24 protein-coding genes are annotated in these 25,873 nt (G+C 69.2%); 17 read left to right on the top strand and 7 right to left on the bottom strand.

Translation table 11 applies throughout. From position 1 onward, the window contains the following. Position 1: 1 nt before the first annotated feature. The 3 genes from ACFVVM_RS24415 to ACFVVM_RS24405 are packed head-to-tail and all read right to left on the bottom strand — an operon-like array spanning position 2 to position 3,362. Positions 2-949, bottom strand: a complete 948-nt coding sequence (locus ACFVVM_RS24415; RefSeq protein WP_387622442.1) for a carbohydrate kinase — start codon at positions 947-949, stop codon at positions 2-4. After that, entirely contained in the window at positions 946-2,367 is a 1,422-nt protein-coding gene (locus tag ACFVVM_RS24410; RefSeq protein WP_387622440.1) for a mannitol dehydrogenase family protein, read from the bottom strand. The genes ACFVVM_RS24415 and ACFVVM_RS24410 overlap by 4 nt, the downstream gene beginning before the upstream one ends. Beyond that, positions 2,364-3,362 (bottom strand): NAD(P)-dependent alcohol dehydrogenase, encoded by a 999-nt coding sequence (locus ACFVVM_RS24405; protein ID WP_387623474.1) that lies wholly within the window; start codon positions 3,360-3,362, stop codon positions 2,364-2,366. The genes ACFVVM_RS24410 and ACFVVM_RS24405 overlap by 4 nt, the downstream gene beginning before the upstream one ends. A gap of 122 nt (positions 3,363-3,484) precedes the next feature. Here ACFVVM_RS24405 and ACFVVM_RS24400 point away from each other — a divergent pair, with 122 nt between their 5' ends. Genes ACFVVM_RS24400 through ACFVVM_RS24380 form a run of 5 tightly spaced genes read left to right on the top strand, consistent with a single transcriptional unit; the run spans position 3,485 to position 8,781 of the window. Then, positions 3,485-4,480 (top strand): sugar-binding transcriptional regulator, encoded by a 996-nt coding sequence (locus ACFVVM_RS24400; RefSeq protein ID WP_387623471.1) that lies wholly within the window; start codon positions 3,485-3,487, stop codon positions 4,478-4,480. Positions 4,481-4,489: 9 nt separating this feature from the next. After that, positions 4,490-5,848 (top strand): ABC transporter substrate-binding protein, encoded by a 1,359-nt coding sequence (locus ACFVVM_RS24395; protein WP_387622438.1) that lies wholly within the window; start codon positions 4,490-4,492, stop codon positions 5,846-5,848. Continuing rightward, positions 5,845-6,822: a carbohydrate ABC transporter permease gene (locus tag ACFVVM_RS24390; RefSeq protein ID WP_387622435.1), complete on the top strand. Its 978-nt coding sequence runs from the start codon at positions 5,845-5,847 to the stop codon at positions 6,820-6,822. The genes ACFVVM_RS24395 and ACFVVM_RS24390 overlap by 4 nt, the downstream gene beginning before the upstream one ends. Further along, complete coding sequence (locus tag ACFVVM_RS24385; protein ID WP_387622432.1) at positions 6,822-7,667, top strand: carbohydrate ABC transporter permease; 846 nt, start codon at positions 6,822-6,824, stop codon at positions 7,665-7,667. Before ACFVVM_RS24390 ends, ACFVVM_RS24385 begins: the two co-directional genes overlap by 1 nt. Positions 7,668-7,695: 28 nt before the next feature. Next, a complete protein-coding gene (locus tag ACFVVM_RS24380; protein ID WP_387622429.1) occupies positions 7,696-8,781 on the top strand; it encodes an ABC transporter ATP-binding protein in 1,086 nt (361 codons plus the stop codon). Here ACFVVM_RS24380 and ACFVVM_RS24375 read toward each other — a convergent pair. After that, a complete protein-coding gene (locus ACFVVM_RS24375) occupies positions 8,778-9,338 on the bottom strand; it encodes a TetR/AcrR family transcriptional regulator (protein ID WP_387622426.1) in 561 nt (186 codons plus the stop codon). The two genes, ACFVVM_RS24380 and ACFVVM_RS24375, sit on opposite strands and share 4 nt — an antisense overlap. A 75-nt stretch (positions 9,339-9,413) precedes the next feature. Here ACFVVM_RS24375 and ACFVVM_RS24370 point away from each other — a divergent pair, with 75 nt between their 5' ends. The 10 genes from ACFVVM_RS24370 (at position 9,414) to ACFVVM_RS24325 (ending at position 19,650) form a co-directional block, all read left to right on the top strand. Then, a complete protein-coding gene (locus ACFVVM_RS24370; RefSeq protein WP_387622424.1) occupies positions 9,414-11,156 on the top strand; it encodes an ABC transporter ATP-binding protein in 1,743 nt (580 codons plus the stop codon). Between the two features lie 124 nt (positions 11,157-11,280). Beyond that, the gene (locus ACFVVM_RS24365; RefSeq protein ID WP_387622421.1) at positions 11,281-12,228 is read left to right on the top strand and encodes an ABC transporter ATP-binding protein; all 948 of its coding nucleotides are present in this window, start codon (positions 11,281-11,283) and stop codon (positions 12,226-12,228) included. Beyond that, positions 12,225-13,034: an ABC transporter permease gene (locus ACFVVM_RS24360; protein ID WP_387622417.1), complete on the top strand. Its 810-nt coding sequence runs from the start codon at positions 12,225-12,227 to the stop codon at positions 13,032-13,034. Before ACFVVM_RS24365 ends, ACFVVM_RS24360 begins: the two co-directional genes overlap by 4 nt. Beyond that, complete coding sequence (locus tag ACFVVM_RS24355) at positions 13,031-14,173, top strand: sensor histidine kinase (protein WP_387622415.1); 1,143 nt, start codon at positions 13,031-13,033, stop codon at positions 14,171-14,173. The genes ACFVVM_RS24360 and ACFVVM_RS24355 overlap by 4 nt, the downstream gene beginning before the upstream one ends. Then, entirely contained in the window at positions 14,170-14,790 is a 621-nt protein-coding gene (locus ACFVVM_RS24350; protein WP_387622412.1) for a response regulator, read from the top strand. The genes ACFVVM_RS24355 and ACFVVM_RS24350 overlap by 4 nt, the downstream gene beginning before the upstream one ends. A gap of 73 nt (positions 14,791-14,863) precedes the next feature. After that, positions 14,864-15,289, top strand: a complete 426-nt coding sequence (locus tag ACFVVM_RS24345; RefSeq protein WP_387622409.1) for a calcium-binding protein — start codon at positions 14,864-14,866, stop codon at positions 15,287-15,289. Continuing rightward, entirely contained in the window at positions 15,273-16,139 is an 867-nt protein-coding gene (locus ACFVVM_RS24340) for an FAD:protein FMN transferase (protein ID WP_387622407.1), read from the top strand. The genes ACFVVM_RS24345 and ACFVVM_RS24340 overlap by 17 nt, the downstream gene beginning before the upstream one ends. Further along, entirely contained in the window at positions 16,136-17,671 is a 1,536-nt protein-coding gene (locus tag ACFVVM_RS24335) for a hypothetical protein (RefSeq protein WP_387622405.1), read from the top strand. Before ACFVVM_RS24340 ends, ACFVVM_RS24335 begins: the two co-directional genes overlap by 4 nt. Before the next feature lie 73 nt (positions 17,672-17,744). Next, on the top strand, positions 17,745-19,058 hold the full coding sequence (locus ACFVVM_RS24330; RefSeq protein WP_387622403.1) for a VWA domain-containing protein: 1,314 nt from the start codon (positions 17,745-17,747) through the stop codon (positions 19,056-19,058). A gap of 103 nt (positions 19,059-19,161) precedes the next feature. Further along, positions 19,162-19,650 (top strand): FBP domain-containing protein, encoded by a 489-nt coding sequence (locus tag ACFVVM_RS24325; protein WP_387622401.1) that lies wholly within the window; start codon positions 19,162-19,164, stop codon positions 19,648-19,650. A gap of 173 nt (positions 19,651-19,823) precedes the next feature. Here ACFVVM_RS24325 and ACFVVM_RS24320 read toward each other — a convergent pair whose 3' ends face one another. Further along, entirely contained in the window at positions 19,824-20,096 is a 273-nt protein-coding gene (locus ACFVVM_RS24320) for a hypothetical protein (protein WP_387622399.1), read from the bottom strand. Between the two features lie 201 nt (positions 20,097-20,297). Here ACFVVM_RS24320 and ACFVVM_RS24315 point away from each other — a divergent pair, with 201 nt between their 5' ends. Further along, positions 20,298-20,588 carry a hypothetical protein gene (locus tag ACFVVM_RS24315; protein ID WP_071927028.1) on the top strand — a complete coding sequence of 97 codons (291 nt, stop codon included), beginning with the start codon at positions 20,298-20,300 and terminating at the stop codon, positions 20,586-20,588. Positions 20,589-20,638: 50 nt separating this feature from the next. On the opposite strand, the gene ACFVVM_RS24310 is transcribed toward ACFVVM_RS24315, so the two are convergent. Beyond that, positions 20,639-22,777, bottom strand: coding sequence for an MMPL family transporter (locus ACFVVM_RS24310; RefSeq protein ID WP_387622397.1), 2,139 nt, complete (start codon positions 22,775-22,777; stop codon positions 20,639-20,641). 134 nt (positions 22,778-22,911) lie between these two features. On the opposite strand from ACFVVM_RS24310, the gene ACFVVM_RS24305 reads away from it, so the two are divergent. Then, positions 22,912-23,520, top strand: a complete 609-nt coding sequence (locus tag ACFVVM_RS24305) for a TetR/AcrR family transcriptional regulator (RefSeq protein WP_387622395.1) — start codon at positions 22,912-22,914, stop codon at positions 23,518-23,520. On the opposite strand, the gene ACFVVM_RS24300 is transcribed toward ACFVVM_RS24305, so the two are convergent. Next, a complete protein-coding gene (locus tag ACFVVM_RS24300) occupies positions 23,517-25,589 on the bottom strand; it encodes a TerD family protein (protein ID WP_387622392.1) in 2,073 nt (690 codons plus the stop codon). The genes ACFVVM_RS24305 and ACFVVM_RS24300 overlap by 4 nt on opposite strands. Between the last annotated feature and the right edge of the window lie 284 nt (positions 25,590-25,873).

Here is a 25,873-nt window from a genome sequence, read left to right as displayed (position 1 = left end):
ATCAAGGCAGGTTGTCCGAGCAGGCGGCGATGGCGGCGTCGAGCGCGGTTCGGTCGGGTGGGTCGGCGCCGGGGCGGGCGACGGTGAGGGCCGAGGTCAGGGTCGCGGTTCGGAGGATGTGGGTGAGGGTGTCGGTGCTGATGGTGGACAGCGTGGCTCGGTGCTGGGCGCCGAGCAGATCGGCTGACCAGAGGGCGTCGATCAGTCCAGCGGTGAAGGCATCGCCGGCGCCGACGGTGTCGACGACCTCGACCGGGTGAGCGGGGATCGAAGTGATGCCCGTGGCACATACAGCGAACGCGCCGCGGGCGCCCGTGGTCACCGCGACCAGCGACGGTCCGGTGGCGAGCCAGTCGCGGGCGATCTGTTCCGGGGTGCGCGAGGGGTCGATCCAGTGCAGGTCCTCGTCGCTGACCTTGACGACGTCGCTGAGGGAGACGAGGTGTTCGACGCGTTGGTGTGCGGCCGGGTCGTCGCCGATGATCGAGGGGCGGATGTTCGGGTCGTAGGTGATCGTCGCGGTGGGACGCCCTGCTCGCAGGATCTCGGTGACGGCGAGGCAGCCGGGTTCGAGGAGGGCGGCGATGGATCCGGTGTGGATCACCTGTGCGCCAACAGATTCCGTGGTTGCGGGGAGGTCCCACAACAGGTCGAACTCGTACTCGGCGGAGCCGTCGGCGCCGAGGGTGGCCACCGCGGTCGAGGTGCGTGTGGCAGCTTCGCCCGGTAGCAGGCGGATGCCGGAGTCGGTGAGGTACCGGGCGATGCGTTCGCCGTGGGGGTCGGCGCCGAGCCGGGTGCGGAAGGCGACGTCGCGGCCCAGGCGGGCCAAACCCACGGCGACATTGAGGGGACTGCCGCCGACGTGTTCGGCGCGAGTTCGTCCGTCGCGCACCACGATGTCGATCAGGGCTTCGCCGATGACGAGAGCTCCGTTGTCGTCGGTCATGCCGTCTCCTTGTCGAGCAACCACGCCAGCGTCGCGCAGGCACCGTGGTGGTGGAGCGAATTCAGCGCGTGCACATAGGCTTCGGTGAAGCGGGGGTCGGATCCCAGGTCGCCGAAGAGTGCGGTGTTGTCGATGAAGGCTGTCGGGTCGGTGCGCTGGGTGCGGGCCAGGGGGATGAGCTGGTCGGCCAGTTGGTCGACGACCTCGATCGGGTCGCCCTGCTCGTCGATTCCTTCGGCGTAGCGGGCCCACGCGGCGACGGTGGCCGCGGCCAGGCGGATCGAGCCGCCACTGGCCAGATTGGCGCGGATGACCGGCAGCAACCACTGGGGTATGCGGTCCGAGGACCAGGCGCACAGCCGGGCGATGGTGTCGGCGATACCGGGATTGGCGAAGCGCCGCAGCAGGGTTCGCCGGTATTCGGTGAGATCGATACCGGGGACCGGGAGCAGAGTGGGTGTGGCCTCGAATTCCATGTAGGCGTCGAGGAATTCGGCGAACAGGGGGTCGACCGCCGCGTCGTGGACGAGCCGGTACCCGGCGAGATAGGCGAAGTAGCACAGACTCTGGTGCCCGGCGTTCAGCAGTCGCAGTTTCATCAGCTCGTAGGGGGTGACGTCGTCGACCAGCAGCACCCCCGCGGCATCGAGCGGCGGACGGCCGTCGGCGAAATCGTCCTCCAGTACCCAGGCCGTATACGGCTCGGCCACCACCGGCCAGCGGTCGTCGACGCCGAATTCGCCTGCGACCGCGTCGATCACGCTCTCGGTGGTGACCGGGGTGATCCGGTCGACCATCGAACTCGGGAACCGGACCTCTGCCTCGATCCACGCGGCCAGTTCCGGATCCACGCGCTCGGCGTGCCGGATCAGCGCGCGCCGGGCCACGGCACCGTTGTTCTCGATGTTGTCGCACGACATCACCGTCGGCGCGGGCACTCCACGCGCCCGCCGCCGCGCCAATGCCTCGGTGAGCAGGCCGAAAACACTGATCTCGGTGTCGGGGGAGTCCGCCTCGTAGCCGCCCTCGGTGATCGTCAGCGAGACGATCCGGGTGGTCGGGGCGGCGAGGATCTCGAGCACCGATTCCGGGTCGTCGGGCGCGTAGCGGTAGTCGACCAGCGAACCGATGATCCGGGCCGACCGGGTGCCGTCGGGATGCTCGACGAGCAGGGTGTAGAGACCGTCCTGCGCGGTGAGCGCCTCGGCCATCCGGCGATCGCCGGGCAGCACGCCCACCCCGCAGATGCCCCACTCCCGTGCGCGGCCCTGGTTCATCAGTTCGTCGAGATAGGCCGCCTGGTGGGCGCGATGGAAACCGCCGACGCCGAAATGCACGATGCCGACACCGATTTCGGTCCGGTCGTAGGTCGGCTTGGGCAGGTCGAACGCGGGCAGGGTCGTCGCATCGAGTTTCATGACACCGTCACCACCGATTTCACGGTACCCGCGACACGATCCGAGTCGAGCGCCTCGGCCACCCGCTCGAAGGGGAAGCGGGCGGTCACCAATTCGTCGAGATCGATGCGGCCGGAGTTGACGAGCGCGATGGCCGTCGGCCAGGTGTGGGAATAGCGGAAGACGCCGGTGAGAGTGAGTTCTCGATTCTGGATCAGCTGGGTCGGCAGTTCCATCGTCGCCGGGCCGGAGCCGACGAGTACGACCGTGCCAGCGGGCCGCACCGCCGTGATCCCGGCCGTCACCGCCGCCACCGCACCGGAGGCATCAATGAAGGCGTCGACGCGCAGGTCGGTGTGGTCGGTGCCGGGTTCGGACACCGTGGTCGCCCCGTTCTCCATGGCGCGACTACGCCGCAGCGGATCAGGATCGCTCACCACGATCTCCACAGCTCCGCAGGCGCGCGCCACCTGGGCGGTGAGCAACCCGATCGGACCCGCACCGGCGATCAAAACCCTTGCACCGACGCCGATTCCGGCCTTGCGCACAGCGGCCAGACCCACAGACAGTGGCTCGCACAGCGCAGCGGCCTCGTCGGAGACGGTGTCGGGCACCGGATGGGCAAAGGTCGCGCCGATGGTGACGTAATCGCAGAAGGCACCGTCGACCGGCGGGGTGCCGAAGAACCGCATCCGGGGGCACAGGTGATAGTCGCCGCGCTGCGTCTCGGCGCTGCCGGGATCGGGCCGCTGCGGCTCGATCGAGACGCGCTCGCCGATCCGGCCCGCCTCGACGCCCGCGCCGACGGCGACGATCGTCCCCGCGGCCTCGTGGCCGAGCACCAGGGGTGACTCGACGACGAAATCGCCGATCCGGCCGTGCCGGAAGTAGTGCGTGTCGGACCCGCACACGCCCACCGAGGACACCCGGACCAGCACATCACCCGGTCCGGGCGCGGGTACCGGGCGCTCCTCGATCTCGATCCGGCCCGGTGCGACCAGGACCGCCGCCCGCATCCGCGCGCCGGGCGAAAGTGTTGTGTGCGTCACAGTCGCCATGTTAGCCTATTGAGCATCTACTCACACCACTGAGCACATGCTCACGCTGGATTGCTCGACGGAGGTTGACGGTGACAGAGGTGGCGGTCCCGGTGACCGACGGCGAGACCGGCGGAGCGAGCGCCGACGAGCTGCGTCTGGCGCTGCGCGCCGCGACCATGTACTACCTCGACGGCCTCACCCAGGCCGAGATCGCCACCCGCCTCGGTGTTTCCCGCCCCACCGCGGGCCGCTTGGTGGCGCGGGCCAAGGCCAACGGCCTGGTGCGGATCGAAGTGGTCGTCCCGCCCGCCCTGCGCGACGATCTGCACGCCGACGAAGAGCGCGAACTCGAACGACGTTTCGGCCTCGCCGAGGCGGTCGTCGTGGCCGGACAGCCCGTCGAACTGCCCGGTGATCCCGCGGCCTACACCGGGATCGGGCGCGCGGCGGCCGCCCTGCTGCTGCGCCGGCTCGCGCCCACCGATGTCCTCGGCATCACCTGGGGTCCCGAACAGGCCGCCGTCGCCTCGGCGCTGACCTCCGGGGTCGCCACCTGCCGGACGGTGGTGCAACTCGACGGCGCGATCACCACCGGCGACTACCAGACCGGCACCGAATTCATCCTCGGGCGCTGCGCGCAACTGCTGCAGGCCGAGATCGTCCGGCTGCCCGCGCCGCTGTACGCCGATCCGGCCACCGTCGCCTCGCTGTACGCCGATTCGATGCTCTCGCGCACCCTCGACACCGGCGCGACCGCCGACGCGATGCTGTTCGGCGTCGGCCCGGCCTCCACCGCGACCACCCTGTTCGAAGGCAGCTTCCTCGACGCCGGAACCCTCGACGACCTCATCGCCGACGGCGCCGTCGGCGAGATCGGCGGGCGCTTCTTCGACCTCGACGGCCGCGCCGTGGACAGCGGTCTGCAGGAACGCACGATCTCGGCTCCGCTGGAACGGATCCGGGCCTGCGAGAAGTCGATCCTGATCTCCGCCGGTGCGGGCAGGCATCGCGCCGTCCTCGGCGCGCTGCGCGGTGGACTGGCCAAGCTGCTCGTCTGCGACATCGACTGCGCTCGTTATCTGTTGCAACAGTAAGGAATACCGATGGTGAAAACACGACGACGTGTCCGACACCGTTTCGCGAGTTGCCTCGCCGCCGCGGCACTCCTGGCGACCGCCGGCTGCGCGGGAGCCGGATCGCTGGGGGCGGGCGATCGCACGGTCACCATCGCCATGGTGTCCAACTCGCAGATGACCGACGCCCGCGCCCTCGCCGCCCGGTTCGAAGCGGAGAATCCCGGCACCGAGCTACGGTTCGTCACCCTCTCCGAGAACCAGGCGCGCGCCAAGATCACCGCCTCGACGGCCATGGGCGGTGGCGAGTTCGACGTGGTGATGATCAGCAACTACGAGACCCCGCAGTGGGCCGAGAACGGTTGGCTGGTCAACCTTTCCGACTACATCGATCGCACGCCCGGCTACGACGAGACGGATTTCATTCCCACCCTGCGTGATTCGCTGTCGTACGAGGGCGACATGTATTCGGTGCCGTTCTACGGCGAATCGTCGTTCCTGATGTACCGGAAGGACCTGTTCGAACAGGCGGGTATCACGATGCCGCGCGAACCCACCTGGCAGCAGGTCGCCGACGCCGCCGAACAACTCGACGGGCCGGGCATGTCCGGCATCTGCCTGCGCGGCAAGCCGGGCTGGGGTGAGGTGCTCGCGCCGTTGAACACGGTGATCAACACCTTCGGCGGACGCTGGTTCGACGAGAACTGGAACGCCCAGCTGACCAGTCCCGAAACCCGCCGTGCCGTGCAGTTCTACGTCGACCTGGTACGCGAGCACGGCCAATCCGGCGCGGCGACCAGCGGATTCAACGAGTGCGCGACGCAATTCGGCCAGGGCCGCACCGCGATGTGGTACGACGCGACCTCGGCGGTGTCGGTGCTCGAGGACCCGGGTTCCTCGACGGTGGCGGGCAAGATCGGCTACGCCATGGCGCCGAAGGTCGACAAGGCCAAGCCCGGCTGGCTCTACACCTGGTCGCTCGGCATCCCGCACAGCAGCGACAAGCCCGACGCGGCCTGGCAGTTCATCTCCTGGATGACGAACAAGGACTACATCGAGCTGGTCGGCAGCGAACTCGGCTGGGAGCGGGTGCCACCGGGCAGCCGCCTGTCGACCTACCAGATCCCGGAGTACCGGGAGCGCTCGGCGACCTACGGCGAGCTGACGGTGGAATCCATCTCCGGTGCGACACCGAAACAGCCCACCGTGCAACCGGTTCCGTACACCGGCGTGCAGTTCGTGGCGATTCCGGAGTTCCAGGATCTCGGCACCAGGGTCAGTCAGCAGATCAGCGCCGCCATCGCGGGCCAGAAGTCGGTCGACGCCGCGCTCGAACAGGCCCAGGACTACGCACAGGCCGTCGGCCGCACCTACCAGGAGGCGTCATGACCGCCATCGCCCCGGACACCCCGCAGGAACGCCGTCCGCTCACCCAGGCGCAGCGGGTGGACCGGATCCGGAAGACCAAGGGCGCCAACATCTCCCGCGCCGAGGGGTGGCGCCGCCGCGGACCGCTGCTGCCCGCGCTGATCTTCATGATCGTGGTCACCCAGATCCCGTTCCTGTTCACGCTCTACTACTCGACGCTGTCGTGGAACCTGGTGCGGCCCGGCTCCAGCCATTTCGTCGGGCTACGCAACTATCTCGACGTCGTCGTCGACAGCACGTTCTGGCAGGTGGCCGTCAACACGGTGGTCCTCATCGTCGGCACCGTGCTGATCTCGGTGGTCCTCGGGCTGCTGCTGGCCTTGCTGCTCGACCGGGCGTTCCTCGGCCGCGGCATCGTGCGAACCCTGCTCATCACCCCGTTCCTGGTGACGCCGGTGGCCGGTGCGCTGCTGTGGAAGACGGCGATGCTCGACCCGGTGTTCGGCATCGTGAACTTCGTCCTCTCCCCGTTCGGCGTGGGCGAGATCGACTGGGTCAGCAGGTATCCGCTGGCCGCGGTGATGATCAACCTGGTGTGGCAGTGGACGCCGTTCATGATGCTGCTGATCCTGGCCGGGCTGCAATCGATGCCGCGCGACATCCTCGAGGCGGGCCGCGTCGACGGCGGCAACGCCTTCCAGCTGTTCCGAGAACTGACCCTGCCGCATCTGCGCCGGTTCATCGAACTGGGCACCGTGCTCGGGGCGATCTACCTGGTCAACACCTTCGACGCCATCTACATGATCACCCAGGGCGGACCCGGCACCGCCAGTTCGAATCTGCCGTTCTACATCTACCAGCGCGCGTTCCTCGGCTTCGACATCGGCCAGGCGGCCGCGATGGGCGTCATCGTCGTGGTGTTCACCATCGTGATCGCCAACTTCGCGCTGCGGTTGATCTTCAAGACGTTCACCGGCAAGGAAGAGGCAGCCTGATGAGCACCACCACCGCAGGGCGCGCACGTAAGGTCAAGCGCCGCAAGTTCGAAGCATGGGGCGTGCTCGCCTGGATCGCCGGGCTCGGCTTCTTCTTCCCGGTCTTCTGGATGGTGCTCACCGCCTTCAAACAGGAGGTCGACGCCTACACCGACACCCCGAAGCTGATCTTCACCCCGACCCTGGACGGCTTCCGCGCCGTCTTCGACCAGGGCGTCGGCACCGGCCTGCTGAATTCACTGTTCGCGACCGGCATCTCGACGCTGCTGGTGCTGGCACTCGGGGTACCCGCGGCCTTCGCGCTGTCGCTGCGCCCGGTCGCCAAGACCCGCGACGCGCTGTTCTTCTTCATCAGCACCAAGATGCTGCCGATCGTCGCCGCGATCGTCCCGCTGTATGTGATCGTGTCCAATATCGGCCTGCTGGACAACATCTGGGCGTTGATCGTGCTCTACACCGCGATGAACCTGCCGATCGCGATCTGGATGATGCGCTCGTTCTTCCTCGAAGTGCCCGGCGAACTGCTCGAGGCGGCCAGTCTCGACGGCGCGAGCCTGTGGCGCTCGGTGCGCGAAGTGATTCTCCCGCTGGTCTCGCCGGGCATCGCGGCGACCGCGCTGATCTGCGTCATCTTCTCCTGGAACGAATTCTTCTTCGCCGTCAGCCTCACCGCCGTGCGCGCGCAGACGATGCCGGTGTTCATGGTCGGCTTCATCGCCGGTGAGGGCCTGTACTGGGCCAAACTGTGCGCCGCGGCCACCATGGCGGCCCTGCCGGTGGTGCTGGCCGGGTGGCTGGCACAGAACAAACTCGTCCGCGGCCTGTCCTTCGGCGCCATCAAGTAGTCCCGTTTTCCCGGAAGGCATTTCAGTCATGGCAACCATCAATTACCGCAACGCCTCCTGCATCTACGAGGGCTCCGACCGGCTCGCGGTGGACGGGCTCGATCTCGACATCGCCGACGGTGAATTCGTCGTCCTGGTCGGCCCTTCCGGCTCCGGCAAGAGCACCGCGCTGCGGATGCTGGCCGGGCTCGAGGACATCGACGAGGGCACCATCGAGATCGGCGGCAAGGACATGGTCGGGGTCGCGCCCAAGGACCGCGACATCGCGATGGTGTTCCAGAACTACGCGCTGTACCCGAACAAGACCGTCGCCGAGAACATGGGCTTCGCGCTGAAACTGCGCGGTGTCGCGACCGAGGAACGCCGGGCCAAGGTCGAGGAGGCCGCGCGCCTGCTCGACCTCACCGACTTCCTCGACCGCAAACCCGCGAAACTGTCCGGCGGACAACGTCAGCGCGTCGCGATGGGCCGGGCGATCGTGCGCGAGCCCAAGGTGTTCTGCATGGACGAACCGCTGTCGAATCTCGACGCGAAACTGCGCGTGCAGACCAGAACCCAGATCGCGGCGCTGCAACGCCGGCTCGGCACGACGACCGTCTACGTCACCCACGACCAGGTCGAGGCGATGACCATGGGCGACCGGGTCGCGGTCCTGCGCGACGGCGGCCTGCAGCAGTTCGCCACGCCCAGCGAGCTCTACGACCGGCCCGCCAATGCCTTCGTGGCCGGGTTCATCGGCTCACCGGCGATGAATCTGCTGACGGTCCCGATCACCACCGACGGCGTCCGCGTCGGCCCGACGGCGACCGTCGAGCTCGACCGCGCGCAACTGGGCCTGCTGCACGAGGCGGGCCTGACCGAGGTCACCGTCGGCATCCGCCCCGAACACCTGGAACTCACCACCGAGGACACCGGCATCGAGATCGTCATCGACCTGATCGAAGACCTCGGCAGCGAGGCCTACATCCACGGACATCCCGCACCCGGCGTCGAACTGGTCGCCCGCTCGCTGCCCCGCATCCCGGCGAAACTGGCCGACACCGTGCGGCTGCGCAAACGTCCCGACGCCACGGTTCACCTGTTCGACCCGGCATCCGGCGCCCGGATCGGCTAGGGCGCCAGTGCCTTGCGCAGGGTGCGCAGGCAGTTCTGCAGGGTCAGGTGCCGCGACATGCCGGAGTCGTCGTTGACCGAGATCCACGCGATGTAGGCGAAGGACCAGATCAGGTTCTCGATCCAGCGGGTGTCGAGTTCGGCATCGAGTTCACCGGCCTCGCGGCCGCGATCGATGGCGGCGCGCAGTTCCCGCTCGGTGGGGTTGTCCTCCCAGCCCGACCAGGTGGTGAACACCGGATTGTCCAGCGCCAGCATCATCTGCAGACCGGCCAGCTCGAAGAGCTCGACGCAGAGCCGTTCGAGGGCCTCGAGGGTGGAGCCCTCGTCCAGGCGGGCCCGGGCCTGGGCGGCGGTCAGCTTGTCGCGGGTGTCGGTGGCGATGGCCACGATCAGATCGTTGCGCTCGGGGAAATATCGGTGCACGGTCGTGCGGCCGACCCCGGCCTCGGCGGCCACATCGGCGAGCGAGGCGGACAAGTCCCTGGTGAGGACCCGCACCGCGGCATCGAGGATCGTGCGCCGGGTCCGTTCCTGCGCGGGAGTGCTGACGCTCATGTCGGTATGGTAACCGGGTTCTCCGAAAAAGAACTACATTGACCATAATGGAACATCTGTGTTCCACTGGATGGCATGAGCGCTGTCGAGACGACACAGAGATTCCCCCGGTTGCGGCTGCTGTGGTCCTTCGCCCGGCCGTACCCGGGACCGCTCGCGCTCGGTCTGATGTGCGCGCTGGCCGGGTCGGCGATGGGACTGGCGACGCCGCTGGTCACCAAGTGGATCCTGGACTCGCTCGGCGCGGGCACCGGACTGGCCGGACCGGTCTTCGCGCTGCTCGCGCTGACCGTGGTCGGCATCGGTTTCGGCTACTGGCAGTGGACGTTGCTCGGCACGCTCGGTGAACGGGTCGTGCTCAGCGCGCGGGAACGAATGGTGCGGCGATTCCTCACCGCGACCATCCCGGCCGCGACCCGTCGTCCGGCGGGGGAGATGGTCACCCGCGTGACCTCCGATACCGTGCTGCTGCGCGAGGCCGCGACCTCCTCGATCATCGGCCTGATCAACGGCACGGTCATGCTGGCCGGATCACTGATCCTGATGGCCGTGCTCGATCTGACGCTGTTCTCCACCACGGTCGTCGCCGTCGTGGTCGTCGCGGTGCTGTTCGCCACGCTGATGCCCGCGATCGCCAAGGCGCAGACGCAGGCCCAGGCGCACGTGGGGCAACTCGGCGGCACGCTCGAGGGCGCGCTGCGGGCCCTGCGCACCGTCAAGGCCAGCGGTGCCGAGCGGCGCCAGGCCGAGCAGATCATGACCGATGCCAGGGAATCGGCGCGGCACAGCGTGATCGCGGTGCGCCGCGAGGCGATGGCGTGGTCGGTCTCCTGGACCGGCGTGCAGCTGGCGATCATCGCGATCCTCGCGGTCGGCGCCTGGCGGGTCGGCGAGGATCTGATGACGGTCTCCACGCTCATCGCCTTCCTGCTGTACGCGTTCGGGCTGATGTCGCCGATCGGCGAACTCACCCAGAACGTCACCGCCATGCAGGCCGGTATCGCCGCCGCCGAGCGCATTCGCGAGGTCGAGGCGATGCCGGTGGAGCCGCACACCGCGGCCGCCCCGCGCGGTCCGGCCGGACCCGCGAACGGGCCGGTGCTCGAGCTGCGCGGTGTGACCGCGAGCTACGGACCCGACCGCGCGGCCGCCGTGACAGCGCTGGACCTGGCGATCCCGCGCCGCGGCCACACCGCGATCGTCGGACCCTCCGGTGCGGGCAAGACGACGGTGCTCTCGCTGGTCCTGCGGTTCCTCGAGCCCCAGGACGGGGAGGTGCTGCTCGACGGCCGCCCCTACCGCGAGTACACCCACGCCGAGATCCGGGAACGGCTCGCCTACGTCGAACAGGACACCCCGGTGGTGCCGGGCACCATCGGCGACAACATCCGCTACGCCCGCCCGGACGCCACCGACGACGAGGTCCGCCGGGTCCTCGCCACCGTGCACCTGTCCGACCGGGTCGACTCGCTCGACGAACCACTGTCCCCGACCACCGTCTCCGGCGGCGAGCGTCAGCGCATCGCCCTGGCCCGCGCGCTGCTGCGCCGCCCCGACGTGCTGCTGCTCGACGAGGCGACCGCCCAGCTCGACGGGGTCACCGAGGCGACCGTGCACGACTGCGTGCGCGGCATGGCCGAGCACGGCGCGGTGGTGACCATCGCGCACCGGCTGTCCACGATCCTGGACGCGGACACGATCATCGTGATGGAGGACGGCCGGATCCGCGCGGCGGGGGATCACCGGAGCCTGCTCGCCACCGACGAGCTCTACTCGAACCTCGTCGAATCCATGCGCCTGACCGATCCGGTCGGCTGAATCCGGTTCTCGCCCAGCGGCACTCGGCGATGACATTTGTCATCGCCGAGGCGTGCGGAACTCATCGACAATCGGTGATCGCGCGTACTACTGGTCAGCGCCCGAATCGCGGACCGTAGAAGGTATGAGAAACACGCAACCCGACATCATCACCGCCCGGGGGCTGCGCCGGACCTACGGTCGCGGCGACACGGCCTTCGAAGCGGTCAAAGGGGTGGACCTCGACATCGCCGAGGGGGAGGTCTTCGCGTTGCTCGGCACCAACGGCGCGGGCAAGACCTCGACGCTGGACATGCTGGAGGGACTCGTCGCGCCCTCGGCCGGCCGGGTCGAGGTGTTCGGACTCGATCCGCTGCGCGACCGCGCCGAGGTGCGGCCACGGCTCGGCATCATGCTGCAGTCCGGTGGGCTGCCCGCCGAACTGACCGTCGCCGAGACGCTGGAGATGTGGCGCGGGACGTGCACCAACCCGACCACCGCCGATGTCGTCCTGGCCAAGGTCGGGCTGTCGGACCGGGCGGGCGTGCGGGTCGGCTCGCTCTCCGGCGGTGAGCAGCGACGCGTCGACATGGCGTGCGCGCTGCTCGGACAGCCCCGGTTGCTGTTCCTCGACGAGCCGACCACCGGCCTCGACCCGGAGAGCCGCCGTGGCACCTGGAAACTCCTGTCCGATCTCAAGGCGGCCGGGGTGACGATGGTGCTCACCACCCACTACCTCGACGAGGCCGAAGCGCTCGCCGACCGGATCGCGATCATGCACAAGGGCACCATCGCGCGCAACGGCACCCTGCGCGAACTCGTCGACGACCACCCCGCGCGGATCGCCTTCGACCATCCCGGTCTGCCGATCCCCCCGCTGGCAGGCGCCCGGATCGACGCGCAGGCCACCGTCACCATCAGCACCAACGACCTGCAGGGACACCTCTTCGAGCTGCTCGCCTGGGCCCGCGAGGCCGGGGTGAAGCTGACCGGGCTCGAGGCGCGCGCCGCCTCGCTGGAATCGGTCTTCCTCGACATCGCCGGCGGCGACCGCGAAGGTGACACCGCCGAACTGATCGGAGCCCAACGATGACCACCGCCACCCCCGCGGCCGGCTTCCGCCGCCGCCCACTCGCCTCCCTCGGCAAGGCCGAGTACCTCCAGTTCCGGCGCAACAAGACCCTGGTCTACACCGCGACGGTCTTCCCGGTCGGCATCGCGCTGTTCGTGTACTTCGTCGGCCGCCGCGACGGCGGGTCGACACCGGCCATCGCGGCCGTGACCTTCGAGATGCTCGCGGTGATGGCCCTGCTGTTCGTGCAGTACTACTCGGTGCTGTCGATGGTCACCACCCGCCGCGGTGAGGGCGTGCTCAAACGGCTGCGCACCGGCGAGGCCACCGACTGGCAGATCCAGACCGCGCCGACGATCCCCGGCGTGGTGGTGACCTTCACCTGCACCGCCGTCGTCGCGGCGATCGTGTACGGCACCGGCACCCCGGCGCCCGTGAACCCCTTCGCGATGGTGCTCGCCCTGCTCGGCGGCATCGTGCTGTTCTCGCTGCTCGCCCTGGCGACCAGCGCGGTCACCAAGAACGCCGAGGCCGCGCAGGTCACCTCCCTGCCGGTGATGACCCTGGCGATGTTCGGGATGGCCTTCATCCGCGACTTCCTGCCCGATCCGCTGGCCGCGGTGGCCGATTGGACGCCGTTCGCCGCCGTCTCCGACCTGATCTTCCTCGGTGCGGCAGGCAACCTCGCGGGCAGCACGGACGACGCGGCACTGAGCTTCGCCGACACCGTCACCGAATCCGCCCGCCCGTTTGCGACACTGGCGATATGGATCGTCGCGGCGCTCGTGCTGACCCGCAAGAGTTTCCGCTGGGACGACCGCGGATGAGCCGGCTGGTCACGTGGTGGCGTGCGCTGTCGGGCCCGGCCAAGTTCCGGCTCTACACCCGGTGCACCTTCCACGTGGCCATCGTCGCGGTGGTCGGCGGGATGGTCGCCGCCGCCGCGTCGCCGTGGTCGATGGCGGTGATCGTGTTCGCCGGACTGATCACCATCGCCGCGGTGGACGGCCAACCCGAACTGGCCACCTTCCCCACCGTGGTGTCGCGCCGGTGGACGGGCACGGCGCTCATCGTGACACTGTCGGTGCTGTGGCTGGTCGCCGCGGTGGTGGTCCGGGTGGCCGACGACAAGGCGATCACCGACGACGCGCGCACGGTCGGCCTGTTCGCCACCGTGCTGGCCGCGCTGGCCATCGTGCCCTTCCACCGGTACCGGTGGCGGCTGCTGCTCGTCATCAGCCTGGCCACCGGCCTGGCCTTCGGCGAGTCCTTGATGGTCGGATTGCTGCTCGCGGTGGGGGCCGCCGCCACCGGATACCTCGTCGCCGGAACGACTCTGCTCACGGTGTGGGGACTGCGGGTCGTCGACGAACTCGAACACGCGAAACGGGTGGAAGCCGAATTGCAGGTCGCCGAGGAACGGTTGCGATTCGCGCGCGACCTGCACGATGTGGTCGGCCGCGGCTTCTCGGCGATCGCGGTGAAGAGCGAACTCGCGGCGGCCCTGTCGCGGGCCGGGGACACCGAGCGCGCGACCGCGGAGATGGACGAGGTCAAAACGCTCGCGGTGGAATCGATGGGGCAGATGCGCACGCTGGTGCGCGGCTACCGCAACATCGACCTGCGGGGCGAGGTGGCGGGGGCGCGGTCGCTGCTGTCGGCGGTGCGCTGCCGGCTCGTCGTCGAGGGCGACGCCGCGAAGGTGCCGCAGCGCAATCACGAGGTCGCCGCGTGGGTGGTGCGCGAGGGAACGACCAACATCGTGGAACACTCGTCGGCGACCACCGCGACACTGACGCTCGGCGCGGCGGGAATGTCGCTGCGCAACAACGCACCCCACGGCGCGACCGGTGAGCGCTCCGGGCTGCGGGGCCTGGCCGAACGGCTCGCCGCCGTCGGCGCCACCCTCGACGTCACCGCGTCCGCCGACGAATTCATCCTCGAGATCCATTGGGAGAAGACATGATTCCCGTTCTCCTCGCCGACGACGAGACGCTCATCCGCGCCGCACTGGCGACCATGCTCGGCCTGGAGGCCGATCTTGAGGTGGTGGCGCACGTCGGTTCCGGGGAGGAGCTGCTCGCCCTGTGGCGCCGTCGCGCCGAGGCGGGCGAACCGGTCGCGGTGGCCGTGATCGACCTGCAGATGCCGGGGATCGACGGCATCGACACCGCGGTCGAACTGCAGCGCATCACCCCCGGCGCGGGCACGCTGATCGTCACCAGCCACGGTCGCCCCGGCTATCTGAAGCGGGCGCTGTCGGCCGGGGTGCGCGGCTTCCTGCCCAAGACCACCTCGGCGGCCACCCTCGCGGAGGTGATCCGCACGGTCCACAACGGTGGCCGCTACGTCGATCCCGAGCTGGCGGCCGAGGCGATCAGCGCCGGTGACACCGTCCTCACCGCCCGCGAGGCCGATGTGCTCGAGTTCGCCGCCGACGGCTCCTCCGTCGAGGACATTGCCAAACGCGCCCACCTGTCGCCGGGCACCACCCGCAACTACCTGTCCTCGGCGATGAGCAAACTGGGTGTCTCCAACCGCTACGAAGCCGCGCTCAAAGCCCGGGAGAAGGGCTGGATCTAGGCGGGCGCACGGTCTTGGAGGATGGGCGATACGTCCGTATAGTGCTGCTTAGCCTATCCTAAGGAGCCGTTCGGTGACCCACTCTCGGGCCAAGTCCATCCTGCTCACACCTGCCGCGGGCATCCTGCTGCTGACCGCCTGTGGCGGCGCCGACGAACCCGCCGCCGAGGCGGTACCGAGCGCGCAGAACGAGGAATCGGGCGCCTACACCCCGGGCGAGTACCAGGCCGAGGGCAGCTACCAGACCCCGGGCGGAACCCAGAAGGTCGGCGTCACCGTGACTCTCGCGGCCGACGGCACCGTCGACGCGGTCCGGGTCGACCCGCGCGGCACCGGCGGATCGCTGGCGCTGCAGGCGCGCTTCGCGGGCGGCATCGCCAACGAGGTGGTCGGCAAGAAGATCGACGAACTCAACGTCACGAAGGTCTCCGGATCCTCGCTGACCAGTGGCGGATTCAATGCCGCGATCGAGTCGATCAAGAATGAGGCCGCTGCCTGAGCAGTGGCGGTTCGAGGCCATCGGCACCGGTTGGCAGATCGATACCGCCGCCGCCCTCGGCGCAGCCGACCGTGCGGCGGTCCAGACCTGCCTCGACGATTTCGATCGCCGATGGTCGCGCTTTCGCGACGACGGTGACATCGTCACCCTGCGCACGGGCGTGCCGGTCGACCTCGGCCCGGACGCGCCACCGTTGTTCGCCCTCTACGACCGTCTGTACGAGCTCACCGCCGGGGCGGTCAACCCGCTGATCGGCGGCGGACTCGAAATCCTCGGCTACGACGCGAAGTATCGGTTGCGGCCGAGCGGTGCGCCGACCGCCGCGCCGCAGTGGACGCTCGCGCGTCGCGAAGGCGCGGTCCTCACCGTGCCCTCGGGTGCGGTGCTCGACATCGGCGCGGTCGGCAAGGGCTATCTGGTCGACCTCGTGGCCGCGGTGCTCGCCGATCGCGGGCACCGCAGCGTCATCGACGCCGGTGGGGACCTGCTCAACGCCTCGGACGATCCCGTGCGCGTCGCCCTGGAACATCCGAACGACGCGACCATGGCGGTCGGCGTGCTGGAGCTGGCGCCGGGCCGCGCGCTGTGCGGGTCCGCGGTGAACCGCCGGGCCTGGGGCGAGGGCCTCCATCACGTGCTCGACGCCAGGACCGGCCGCCCGATCACCGGGGCCATGGCCACCTGGGCGGTCGCCGACAGCGCCGCCGTCGCCGATGCCGCCGCCACAGCGGCCTTTTTCGTGAGCCCGTCGCGGCTCACCGACGACCCCGCGTGGCCGCGTACCGAGGTCGTCGTGATCGACCGGACCGGTTCGGCGTCCGCGGCATTCACCGGAGAGGTATTCGCATGATCCGCAGTCTGCTCGGCAAGGTCACGATGTATCGGCTCGTGACGGTGGTGCTCGCCGGGCTCGCCGTCATCGCGCTGATCCAGGCGCTGACCGGCCTGCTCGACCCGACGATCTTCGTCCCGCTCGACATGCTGGCCACCGCGGCTGTCCTGATCGGCACCTCGGTGGTGGCCAGTGTGGTGCTGGCCCGGATCTGGCGGCGCCGGGCCCACGTCGAATCGGCGGTGATCACCGCGCTGCTGCTGTGGTTCCTCTACTGGCCCACCGGCGAACCGGGCGAACTCGCCTGGCTCGGCCTGGTGGCGGTGCTGGCCAACGCCTCGAAGTATCTGCTGGCCTGGCGGGGCAGGCACGTGTTCAATCCGGTGGCCGCCGGTGTGGTGGCCGCGCTGCTGCTCGGCGAGTTGCTCGGCGGTGACACGTTGCGGCCCATGACGATCTGGTGGGCGGCCAGCGAGACCCTGGCGCCGTTCGTGCTGCTCGGCGCGCTCGCCGTCCTCTACCGCACTGGCCTGCTGACCATGGCGGCGACCTTCGCGGTCCCGGCCGCGGTGCTGACCTATTGGGGCGCGGCCACGTTCTATCCCGACAGCGCCTCGGTGCTCGAATACGTCGTGTACTCCACGCCGATCGTGTTCTTCGCCGGATTCATGCTCAGCGAACCGTTCACCCTGGCGCCGCGCCGCCATCAGCAGCTGATCCTGGCCGTCGTGGCCGCGCTGCTGTTCGCCTGGCCGCTGTACTCGCAGCGGCTCTTCGACGAGGCCGTGGTGCTCGGACCGTTCGACAGCACCTACGAACTGGCCCTGCTCGTGGTCAATCTGATCGCCTTCGGGCTCGGGCAGCGGCGCGGGATCCGGCTGGAACTGCGTGATCGCAAGGACTTCGGCGACGGGGTGCACGAGCTGTCGTTCGAACCGGTGCGGCCGGTGCGTCATCACGCGGGGCAGTATCTCGAACTCGAGGTTCCGCACTCGGCGGATCGGCGGGGGACCCGGCGGGTGTTCACCATCGCCTCGGCGCCGGGCAGCGAAACCGTGGATGTCGCGGTGCGGGTGCCGGAGAACTCGTCGAGCTACAAGCGGGCGCTGCTGGATCTGCGCCCCGGCGACCGGGTCACCGCCACCGCCGTGCGCGGCGATTTCGTGCTGCCGCGCGCCAATCGCCCGGTCGCGCTGGTCGCCGGTGGCATCGGCGTGACCCCGTTCCTGAGTCAGCTGCGCGCGGGCCACCCGCACGACGCCGTCCTGATCTACGGAGCACCGTCCCCGCAGGTGCCCTACCGCGACGAACTCCTCGCCGCGGGCACCCCCGTCGTCGTGGTCTGCCCGGAACCCCCGCACGACCTGCCCGACCAGTGGCGCCACATCACCGCCGACGCCGTCACCGACGACATCCTCCGCGCCGCCGTCCCCGACCTGTCCACCCGCCGCATCTACATCTCCGGCCCACCCCGCATGGTCTCGGCCCTGGCCGCCCGCTTCCGCCGCCACCGCCCCGGCATCCGCACCGACCACTTCACCGGCTACTGAGCGGAGGCGGCGTGGATGCCCTTATGGTGTGGGGCATTACGGCCGAGCCGGGCCGGGAGATGAGGGAGTCGCGGTGGTCGCTGGGCTGGTGAAGGGGCAGAACGCTGGTCTCGTGGTGGGGGAGGTGGTGCTGTCGGTTCGGGGTGGTATCGGGGCCGATCTGTCGGCGCTGCTGGTGACCGAGGCGGGCAAGGTCAGGTCGGACGCGGACTTCGTGTTCTTCAATCAGCCGCAGGCGCCCGGGGTGCGGCTCGAGGGTGCGGGGCTGGCGATCTCGCTGGGGGCGGTGCCGGGGGAGATCGCGCAGATTCGGGCGGTGATCACGGCCGCGGCGGAGGGGGAGACGTTCGGCGCGCACGCGGCTCCGGTCGCGTCGGTGGCCGATCGTGCCGGAAATGTGCTGCACGAGTATGTGATCGACGGGCTCGATCGGGAGTCGGTGGTGATCGCGCTCGAGTTGTATCGGCGGGGTGAGCAGTGGAAGGTGCGGGCGGTCGGGCAGGGGTACGCGGGTGGGTTCGCGGATCTGGTCACCGATCACGGGGTCAGCGTCGACGACGAGCCGGAAGGTGTTGCGACGCCGGGAGTCGTAGCTTCGGCGGGAGTCGCCGCCTCGCCGGGAGTTGATGGCGCGCCGGGAATTGGTGCCGTGCCGGAGGTACGGACCGTGCCGGGGGAGGCGGCGCTGTCGTTCGAGAAGCGCCAGAAGCTGGACCTGCGCAAGCGCGAGGTCGCCAAGATCCTCATCGACAAGAGCGCCTTCGGCGTGCGGGCGCGGGTGGTGCTGGTGATCGACAAGACCGGCAGCATGCACAAGCTCTACCGCGGCGGCACCGTGCACCGGGTGGTCGAGCGGATGATCCCGGTCGCCACCCAGCTCGACGACGACGGTTCCCTCGAGGCCTACCTCTACGCGCTGCACTGCGCGAAGCTGCCCGACATCACCGTCGCCCACGGCGAACAGTGGGCCCAGACCTTCCTGCACCTGACCGGCACCCACCAGGGCATCGACTACGACCGGCTCGGCGGCCGCAACGACGAACTGCCGGTGATGCGCGCCGTCATCGACACCCTCGCGAGCACCGCCGAACCCACCCTGGTGCTGTTCTTCACCGACGGCGGCTTCGCGAAGAAACGCGAGATCGCCGCGCTGATGCGCGAGGCCAGCGCCCTGCCCGCGTTCTGGCAGTTCATCGGCCTCGGCACCTCGAACTTCGGCGTCCTGCGCACCCTCGACGAACTCGACGGCCGCGTCGTCGACAACGCGGGCTTCTTCGCCCTCGACGACATCGACCGCATCGACGACGCCGAGCTCTACCGCCGCCTGCTCGGCGAGTTCCCGGACTGGCTGCGCGCCGCCCGCGCGGCGGGCATCGTCCGGCCGTAGCGGCCCGTCGGCGCCTCGGCGCGGGAAAACCGGTTGCTGCCGCGGCCGGGGAATCATTAGCGTGTCTACCGTTTGTTCATCGACAAGCTGAAAGGACACCTCCATGGATCCCATCACCGAACGCGACATCAGGTCGTCGTTCGTGAACTGTTCGAAAGGCGACGCCAAGCGGCTGAACGTCCCCCGTGACCTGGCCGATCGGCCCTGGGACGATCTCGACTTCCTCGGCTGGACCGACCCGTCGTACGCGGGGCGGTGCTATGTCTCGGTGCCGCGTGACGGCGAACTGGTCAGTGTCGCGCTGCGGCACGAGACGGGGAGCTCGGGCAAGACCCAGATGTGCACGATCTGCCTGACCACGCACTCCGGTGGCGGCGTCTCGCTGATGAGCGCGAGCAAGGCGGGCGAATCGGGTCGCAAGGGCAATACGGTCGGCAGCTACATGTGCACCGATCTGGCCTGCTCGCTGTATGCCCGCAACAAGAAGAAGCCCGCGATGGGCAGCCGCTACCGCGAGGACCTGACGCCGGAGGAGAAGGCGCAGCGGGTGCGCGAGAACATGTTCGCCTTCCTGGACCGCCTCTACACCTAGACCGGCCTCGCCATGACGGCTGACAGACAGGAGGTAGATGCCATGCGCCGACACTCGACGCCACGCATCCCCGACGACCCGGGTTCTGCACGACCACACCAGAACTCGGGTCGTACCGTTCCTCGCCGGTCGAGGCGGCCCGGGCATCCGGACCGGCTACGAGCGGACAGGAATCAGAGCACCGCGTTCATGATGGTGCCCGCACTGGTGGCCACCGCGCCGCCGATCATGGCGCCGGCGACCATCTTCGGCGACTCCAAGCCACCACCGGTCCACTTCTCCCAGGCGAACCGGCCGCCCGCGTAGGTGATCGCGGTCACACCGGAGAGCAGGATGAACCAGGTGAAGTAGCGGACCAGCTGCAGGATCTTGTCCGAGACCGGCGGCGCTTCCGGTGTCGGATTGCCGAACTGCGCCAAGGTATCGGTGACGGTGGCCAGAATCATGGGTTCTCACTCGGTAACTCGGGGGAACGGCGAAGAACTGCACTGGCGATGTTATCCGGTCGGATCGGTGGTCGCAGCCGCCCACCTCGACCGGACCGATCGGTTTTGTTGGTGCGCCGGGGCTGTGCGCCCGTATCCTGGACTCGTTCGAATACGACAGTGCGGGAACGCAGTTCGCATCATGCGATAGGGGAGCAGGCTATGAGCATCATTCTGACGTCGATGGCCGACACCGTCACGACGTTCGCGCAGGTCAGCAACCCTACGCCGCAGGCGCCGCCGCTGTCGGACAAGATCATGCAGATGGTTCAGTACCTGACCTGGTTCATGATCCTGTCCGGTGTGCTCGCCATCACGGTCGCCGGCGGAAAGTTCGCCTGGGAGAAGTGGAGCGGCAGCTCGATGGAATCGCCGAAGATGATCGCGGGCGCCATGATCGGCGGCGTGGTGGCCACCAGCGGCGGCACCATCATGAACGCCATCCTGGGCTAGGTCGGATGCGAGCGACTCACCCCGTGCCGGAGTGAGTCGCTCGCCCTTGCTCAGACCAGCAGGCCTTCCCGGTCACGGGAATCACCCGGCTGTGGTGTCTCCCGCAAGCCGAAACGGTCGTGCAGCTTGCGCAGTGGGCGTGGTGCCCACCAGTTCGCCCTGCCCGCCAACCGCATCAGCGCCGGGACGAGCACCCCGCGCACCAGGGTGGCGTCGATGGCGACGGTGATCGCCATGCCGATCCCCAGCTGCTGCAGGAACACCACGTCACTGGTGCTGTACACCGCGAACGAGGCGGCCAGGATCAAGGCGGCCGCGGTCACCAGTGGCGCCGAACGCGCGACGCCGCGCGGAATGGAGCCGATCGGGTCGCCGGTGCGGTCGTAGTCCTGCTTGATGCGGGCGAGCAGGAAGACCTCGTAGTCCATCGACAGGCCGTAGGCGATGCAGAACATGAGGATCGGAATGCTCGGCTCGATGCTGCCGGTGGGGGCGAAGCCGAGAACATCGGCCAGTGCGCCGTTCTGGAAGCCCCACACCAGCACGCCGAACATCATCGTCATCGACAGCATGTTGAGCACCGCCGCCTTGAGTGGGGCGAGCACGCTGCCCGTCATCAGGAACAGCACCGCGTAAGTGACCACCATGATCAGCAGCGCGACCAGGGGCAGGCGTGCGCTGATGCCGTCGCGATAGTCGGTCAGCTCGGCCGGATAGCCGCCGACGGCGGTCTCGAACGGGGCGGGCGTCGCCCGGATCTCCGCCACCAGGCCGGTCGGATCGGACTGGAGGCGATCGCCGGTCGGCACGACCCGCAGCCAGGTCGCGTCGCCGTTCGACATCGCCGTCGCGGGCTGCCCCGGCACCGCGGCACCGTCGACGAACGACCCCGCCGCCGAATCCACCCGGAACACACCGGGAACCGACGACAGGCTCGCCGCGTACCCCGCCACCGCGCCCGGATCGGATTGGCGGACCAGCACCTGCAGCGCGTCGGCCTCCTCGGTCTCGAAATCCGCGCGGATCGTGTCGTACATCGAGCGCACGGGGTAGTCGCCGCCGAGCACGCGGTCATCGGGTGCGCCGAAGTTCACGCCGAGCGCCGGTGCGCCCAGCGCGAGCAGCACGAGCAGGGCCGCGCCACCGGTGAGTACCGGCCTGCGGATGACGGTTTCGGCGGTGCGGAACCAGAACCCGCCCGCGGGATCGCCCGCGGGCCGTGACGGCAGGGCACGGTGCCCGAGCAGGCGCAGTGCGGCGGGCAGGATCACGGTCGCGCCGAGCACCGAGACCGCGGCGACGGCGATGCCCGCGTAGGCGAACGAGGACAGGAACGGAAAACCGAAGGCCAGCAGTACGGCCAGGCTCGCGCCCACGGTGACCGCGCTGAACACGATCGTGCGACCTGCCCCGGCGACAGCGCGCCGCACCGCCGCCTCGACCTCGGCGCCCGCGGTGAGCTCCTCCCGGAACCGGTAGATCATGAACAGCCCGTAGTCGACGCCGAGGCCGATGCCCATGACCAGGGCGATGTTCGCGGCGAAGGTGGAGATCTCGGTGAACGAGGTGGCCACGCGCAGCAGGGCCAGGGTGCCGACCACGCAGAAGATGCCGATGCCGAGCGTCACCAGGGCCAGCGCCCATCGCCGCAGGACCGCCCACAACAGCAGCAGTACCAGTGGCAGCACGATCAGTTCGGCCCGCAGGAAATCGGCCGAGGCCTGCGCGGCGACATCGCGGAACACCTCGTCGCCGCCGCCGAGGGTCAGGCGCACCGTGGGGTCGACCTCGGTGAGCAATTGGGTCTCGATGGCGGGCAGCACCACGCGCCGGACATGGTCGGCGTCACCGGGGACCACGGCCAGGATCAGCGCGTGGCGCAGGTCCGTGCTGGCCAGGGTCTCGGGCGCGTCGGGCTGCCAGAACGAGCGGACCTCGACCACGTCGGGGAAATCGGCGAGTTCCTCGGTGAGCGCGGTACCGATCGCGGCGACCCGGTCGGTGCGCACGTCACCGTCGGTCGCGGTCACCAGGATCGCGACGTTGGGGCTTCCGGTCGCGAAGTTCTCGATGAGATCCCCGCGCACCAGCGACGATTCGGAACCCTCCCGTTCGAAGCGGTTCAACGCGAAGCTGTCGAGCGCACCGCCCGCGAGCACGACGAACAGGCCGAACACGGCCAGTGCCATGGCTAATACGGTGCGAGAGCGACGAGTGAGGATTGATCCGAGCACGGCGGCCCCTCTGTTAGTCTGCGAAATATGCGAGTGAGCGCTCGCATTGGAGGATACGAGTACTTGCTCGTATTTTCAAGAGGAGGAACATGGCCGAGGTGCGCCGTCAGGAACGGGGCCGTCGCCGCATCGAGGACATCCTGCGTGCGGCCGCGGCGGTTTTCGCCGAACGCGGATACGAGGGGACCACCACGAACGCGGTCGCGGCCGAGGCCGGGATCTCGCCCGGCTCGCTGTATCAGTACTTCCGCAACAAGGACGAGATCGCCGCCGCGCTGGCCGAGTTCTACCGCGACCAGCTCGTCTCACTCGGCGCGGGCGTGCCCCACGAATCCGAGGGCCTCGACTTCGACGCCCTGCTCACCCGGGTGCTCGGCACCCTGGTGGAGTTCAACATCGCCCACCCCGGATTCAAGGCCCTGTTCGCGCGCACCGACATGCCGTCGACCCTGCGCGCCGCCGTCGCGCCCGCCTACGGTGCGCTGCACCTGCGCTTCGAAGCCCTGATCGGCGCGGCGTTCCCCGAACTCGAGCCCGAGGACCGGCTGCGCGCGACCACCGTCGCCATCCAGCTCGTGCGCGGGATGATGCCGCTGATCGTCGAGGCCGACGAGACCCAGCGCCAGGCACTCGTCGAGGAACTCCGGCTGGTCCTGCGCTCCTACCTGCTCTCGCGCGCGGGCCGCCCGACCGCCTAGATCCGGGCGCCCTTGGCGCGATTGCAGGCCCGGCACAGGATCTGCAGGTTCGTCATGCTCGTCGCCCCGCCGCGGCTGAGCGGGATGATGTGGTCGAACTCCAGGTAGTGGCCGTCGCCGCATTCCACGCAGCGGCCACCGTCGCGCTGCCACACCTGGGCCTTCACATCCTGGGGGATGGAGCGGGTGTCGCGCTGGCCCGGCGTCAGCACCAGGCGTTTCGACACCCGCAGCGCGCCTTCCAGCGCGGCCGCCACATAGTCGGGATCGGTGACGCCGAAGGTCGCGCCGCCGCGCGCCGAGGTCGCCGCGAGCACCACGGTGCCGTGCTCGGGATGCACCGAGACCACCCGGTTCCACGGCAATTCGATGCCGGTGCCGTCGCCGACGAAGCGCAGCTTCTTGGTGCTGGCGATCAACCTGCCCTCGGTGTTGCGCGGTCCGCGCGCGAGCGACCGGACGTGGACGGCGGGCAGGTCGAGGTGGACTCGCTCGTCCGGGTCGAGATGCAGGCCAGGGGTGTCGACGGTGGGGAGTTCGCCGCCGCGTAGCCGGGACAGGGTGCGGCCGCGGTGCATGCGGCGGCGCAGATCGTCGACGATGCCGCCTCCGAGCGCCAATTCGCTGACGACGTGCTCGAACGCCTCGAGTTCCTCGGCGAACACCTCGCCGTCGGCGAACGCGAAGGCGACCATCCGCTCGACGTGGGTCACGCCGACGTCGTGCAGGACCGCGCGCCCGCGCTGCTCATCGATGCGCTGGAAGCGCAGGGCGGCCCACAACTCGATCCACTCCATCGACTGGGTGCCCGGCCCGGTCATGACCCGGATGGCCCGGTTGCGCCAGTGCGTGAGGAACTCCTCGATCTCGGCCGTGCAGCTCTTGCACTGGGAGTGCCCGCCGAAGAACCTGCGCCGCAACGGATTACCGCAGCGGCCGCAGTGGGCGCGGTGATCGTGGATGTGCGGGCGCGTGCTGGTGGTCCACTCGTCGCCGTCCCACCAGCGCAGCTGGCCCGGTGCGTCCGGGTCGGGATGCCAGTCGGCCAGGTCCGGGTCGGGTGGGGGTGGGGGTGGCACGTCGATCACGCGGCGGGTGAGTGCTGGGGGGCGTGGGGTCGGCCGACCTGCGTGCGACGGTGACATGCGGCCGTCGGGTGACGCCGAGGTACGCCCGTTGTGCGGCGGTGGTGTGTGGTCGCCGGGTGATGAGGTGTGGTCGTTGGGGGACGGCGATGTGCGCCCGTTGTGCGGCGGTGGGGTGTGGCCGTCGGGTGGAGTTGATGTGTGGCTGTTGTGGAATGGCGACGTGTGGTCGTCGGATGACGGCGATGGGTGCCCGATGCTCGACCGGGATGCGTCCTTATCCAGTGACCGCGACGCCGAGTCGGTGGTTCGCCCAGCGCCCTGGTTGGCATCGGGCCGCTCGGGCGTCGAGGTGTCGTGGCGGGTGGCCGTGGCGGTGAGTCGCGTGCGATCCCGGGTGTCGGCGAAGCCGGGCGAGGACGATCGCGTCGATGAACGCTCGGTGTGGATCGACTCGGGCAGGTCGGGATGCCCGGCGACCGATTCGTCCACGGTGACACCGAACTCCGTGGCCAGCCCGGCCAATCCACCGGCCCAGCCCTGGCCGATCGCGCGGAACCGCCACTGGCCGTCGCGGCGATAGAACTCGCCGAACATCATCGCCTGGACGTCTTCGATGCCGTCGACCGCGAAGGTGGCGATCGGGCCGTCGGCGGCGTGGACGGTCAAGGTGAACTCGGTCAGCTCGTCGAAGGTGGCGTCGTCGATCGAGGCGCTGATCACGATGCGTGCGACTTCGGGCTCGGTTCGTGGGAGCGACACGCTCAGCCGGGCCGTTCCGAGCGCGGGCTGTTGATCGAGGGTGACCGCTTGCGAGACATGCCTCGGGGCGTTGAAGAACACGAAGTCACCGTCGCCGCGGACCAGGCCCGACTCGGTGACCAGCAGTGCGTGCACGTCGACGGCGTGTGTCGACTCCCATGAAAGGACCACGGCGAGAAGCGATGTCGGGACCGGTGCGTGCGCGCCCTTGCGTAGTTCCATGGTGTTCGCATGATGTCATGAGGCACTGACAGGGTTTGTTGGAGTGCTGGGGTGTGGGGGTCTGCCGGGGGAACGGTGGTTCGGGGATGTCGGCAGTCGGGGATGGGTGGGTCTTGTGGGGGAGGTGTGGTTGTTGGTGGCTGACTTGGGGTTTTGGTGACACGAGGTGGTATACGGGCTGTGTTTGTTGGAGCGCTGGCGCGCTCGAGTTCGCGGCCCCGGAGGGGCCGCCGGTCAGGCACCGCGGCTTGCTCCTTCGTCGCGTACGCCGCGGCGCCGGGCCG

The organism is Nocardia sp. NPDC058176 (assembly GCF_042883805.1).
In the GTDB taxonomy this organism is placed as follows: domain Bacteria; phylum Actinomycetota; class Actinomycetes; order Mycobacteriales; family Mycobacteriaceae; genus Nocardia.
Note: the sequence above shows the minus strand (reverse complement) of the source record. Positions and strands in the feature narration are given on the sequence as shown.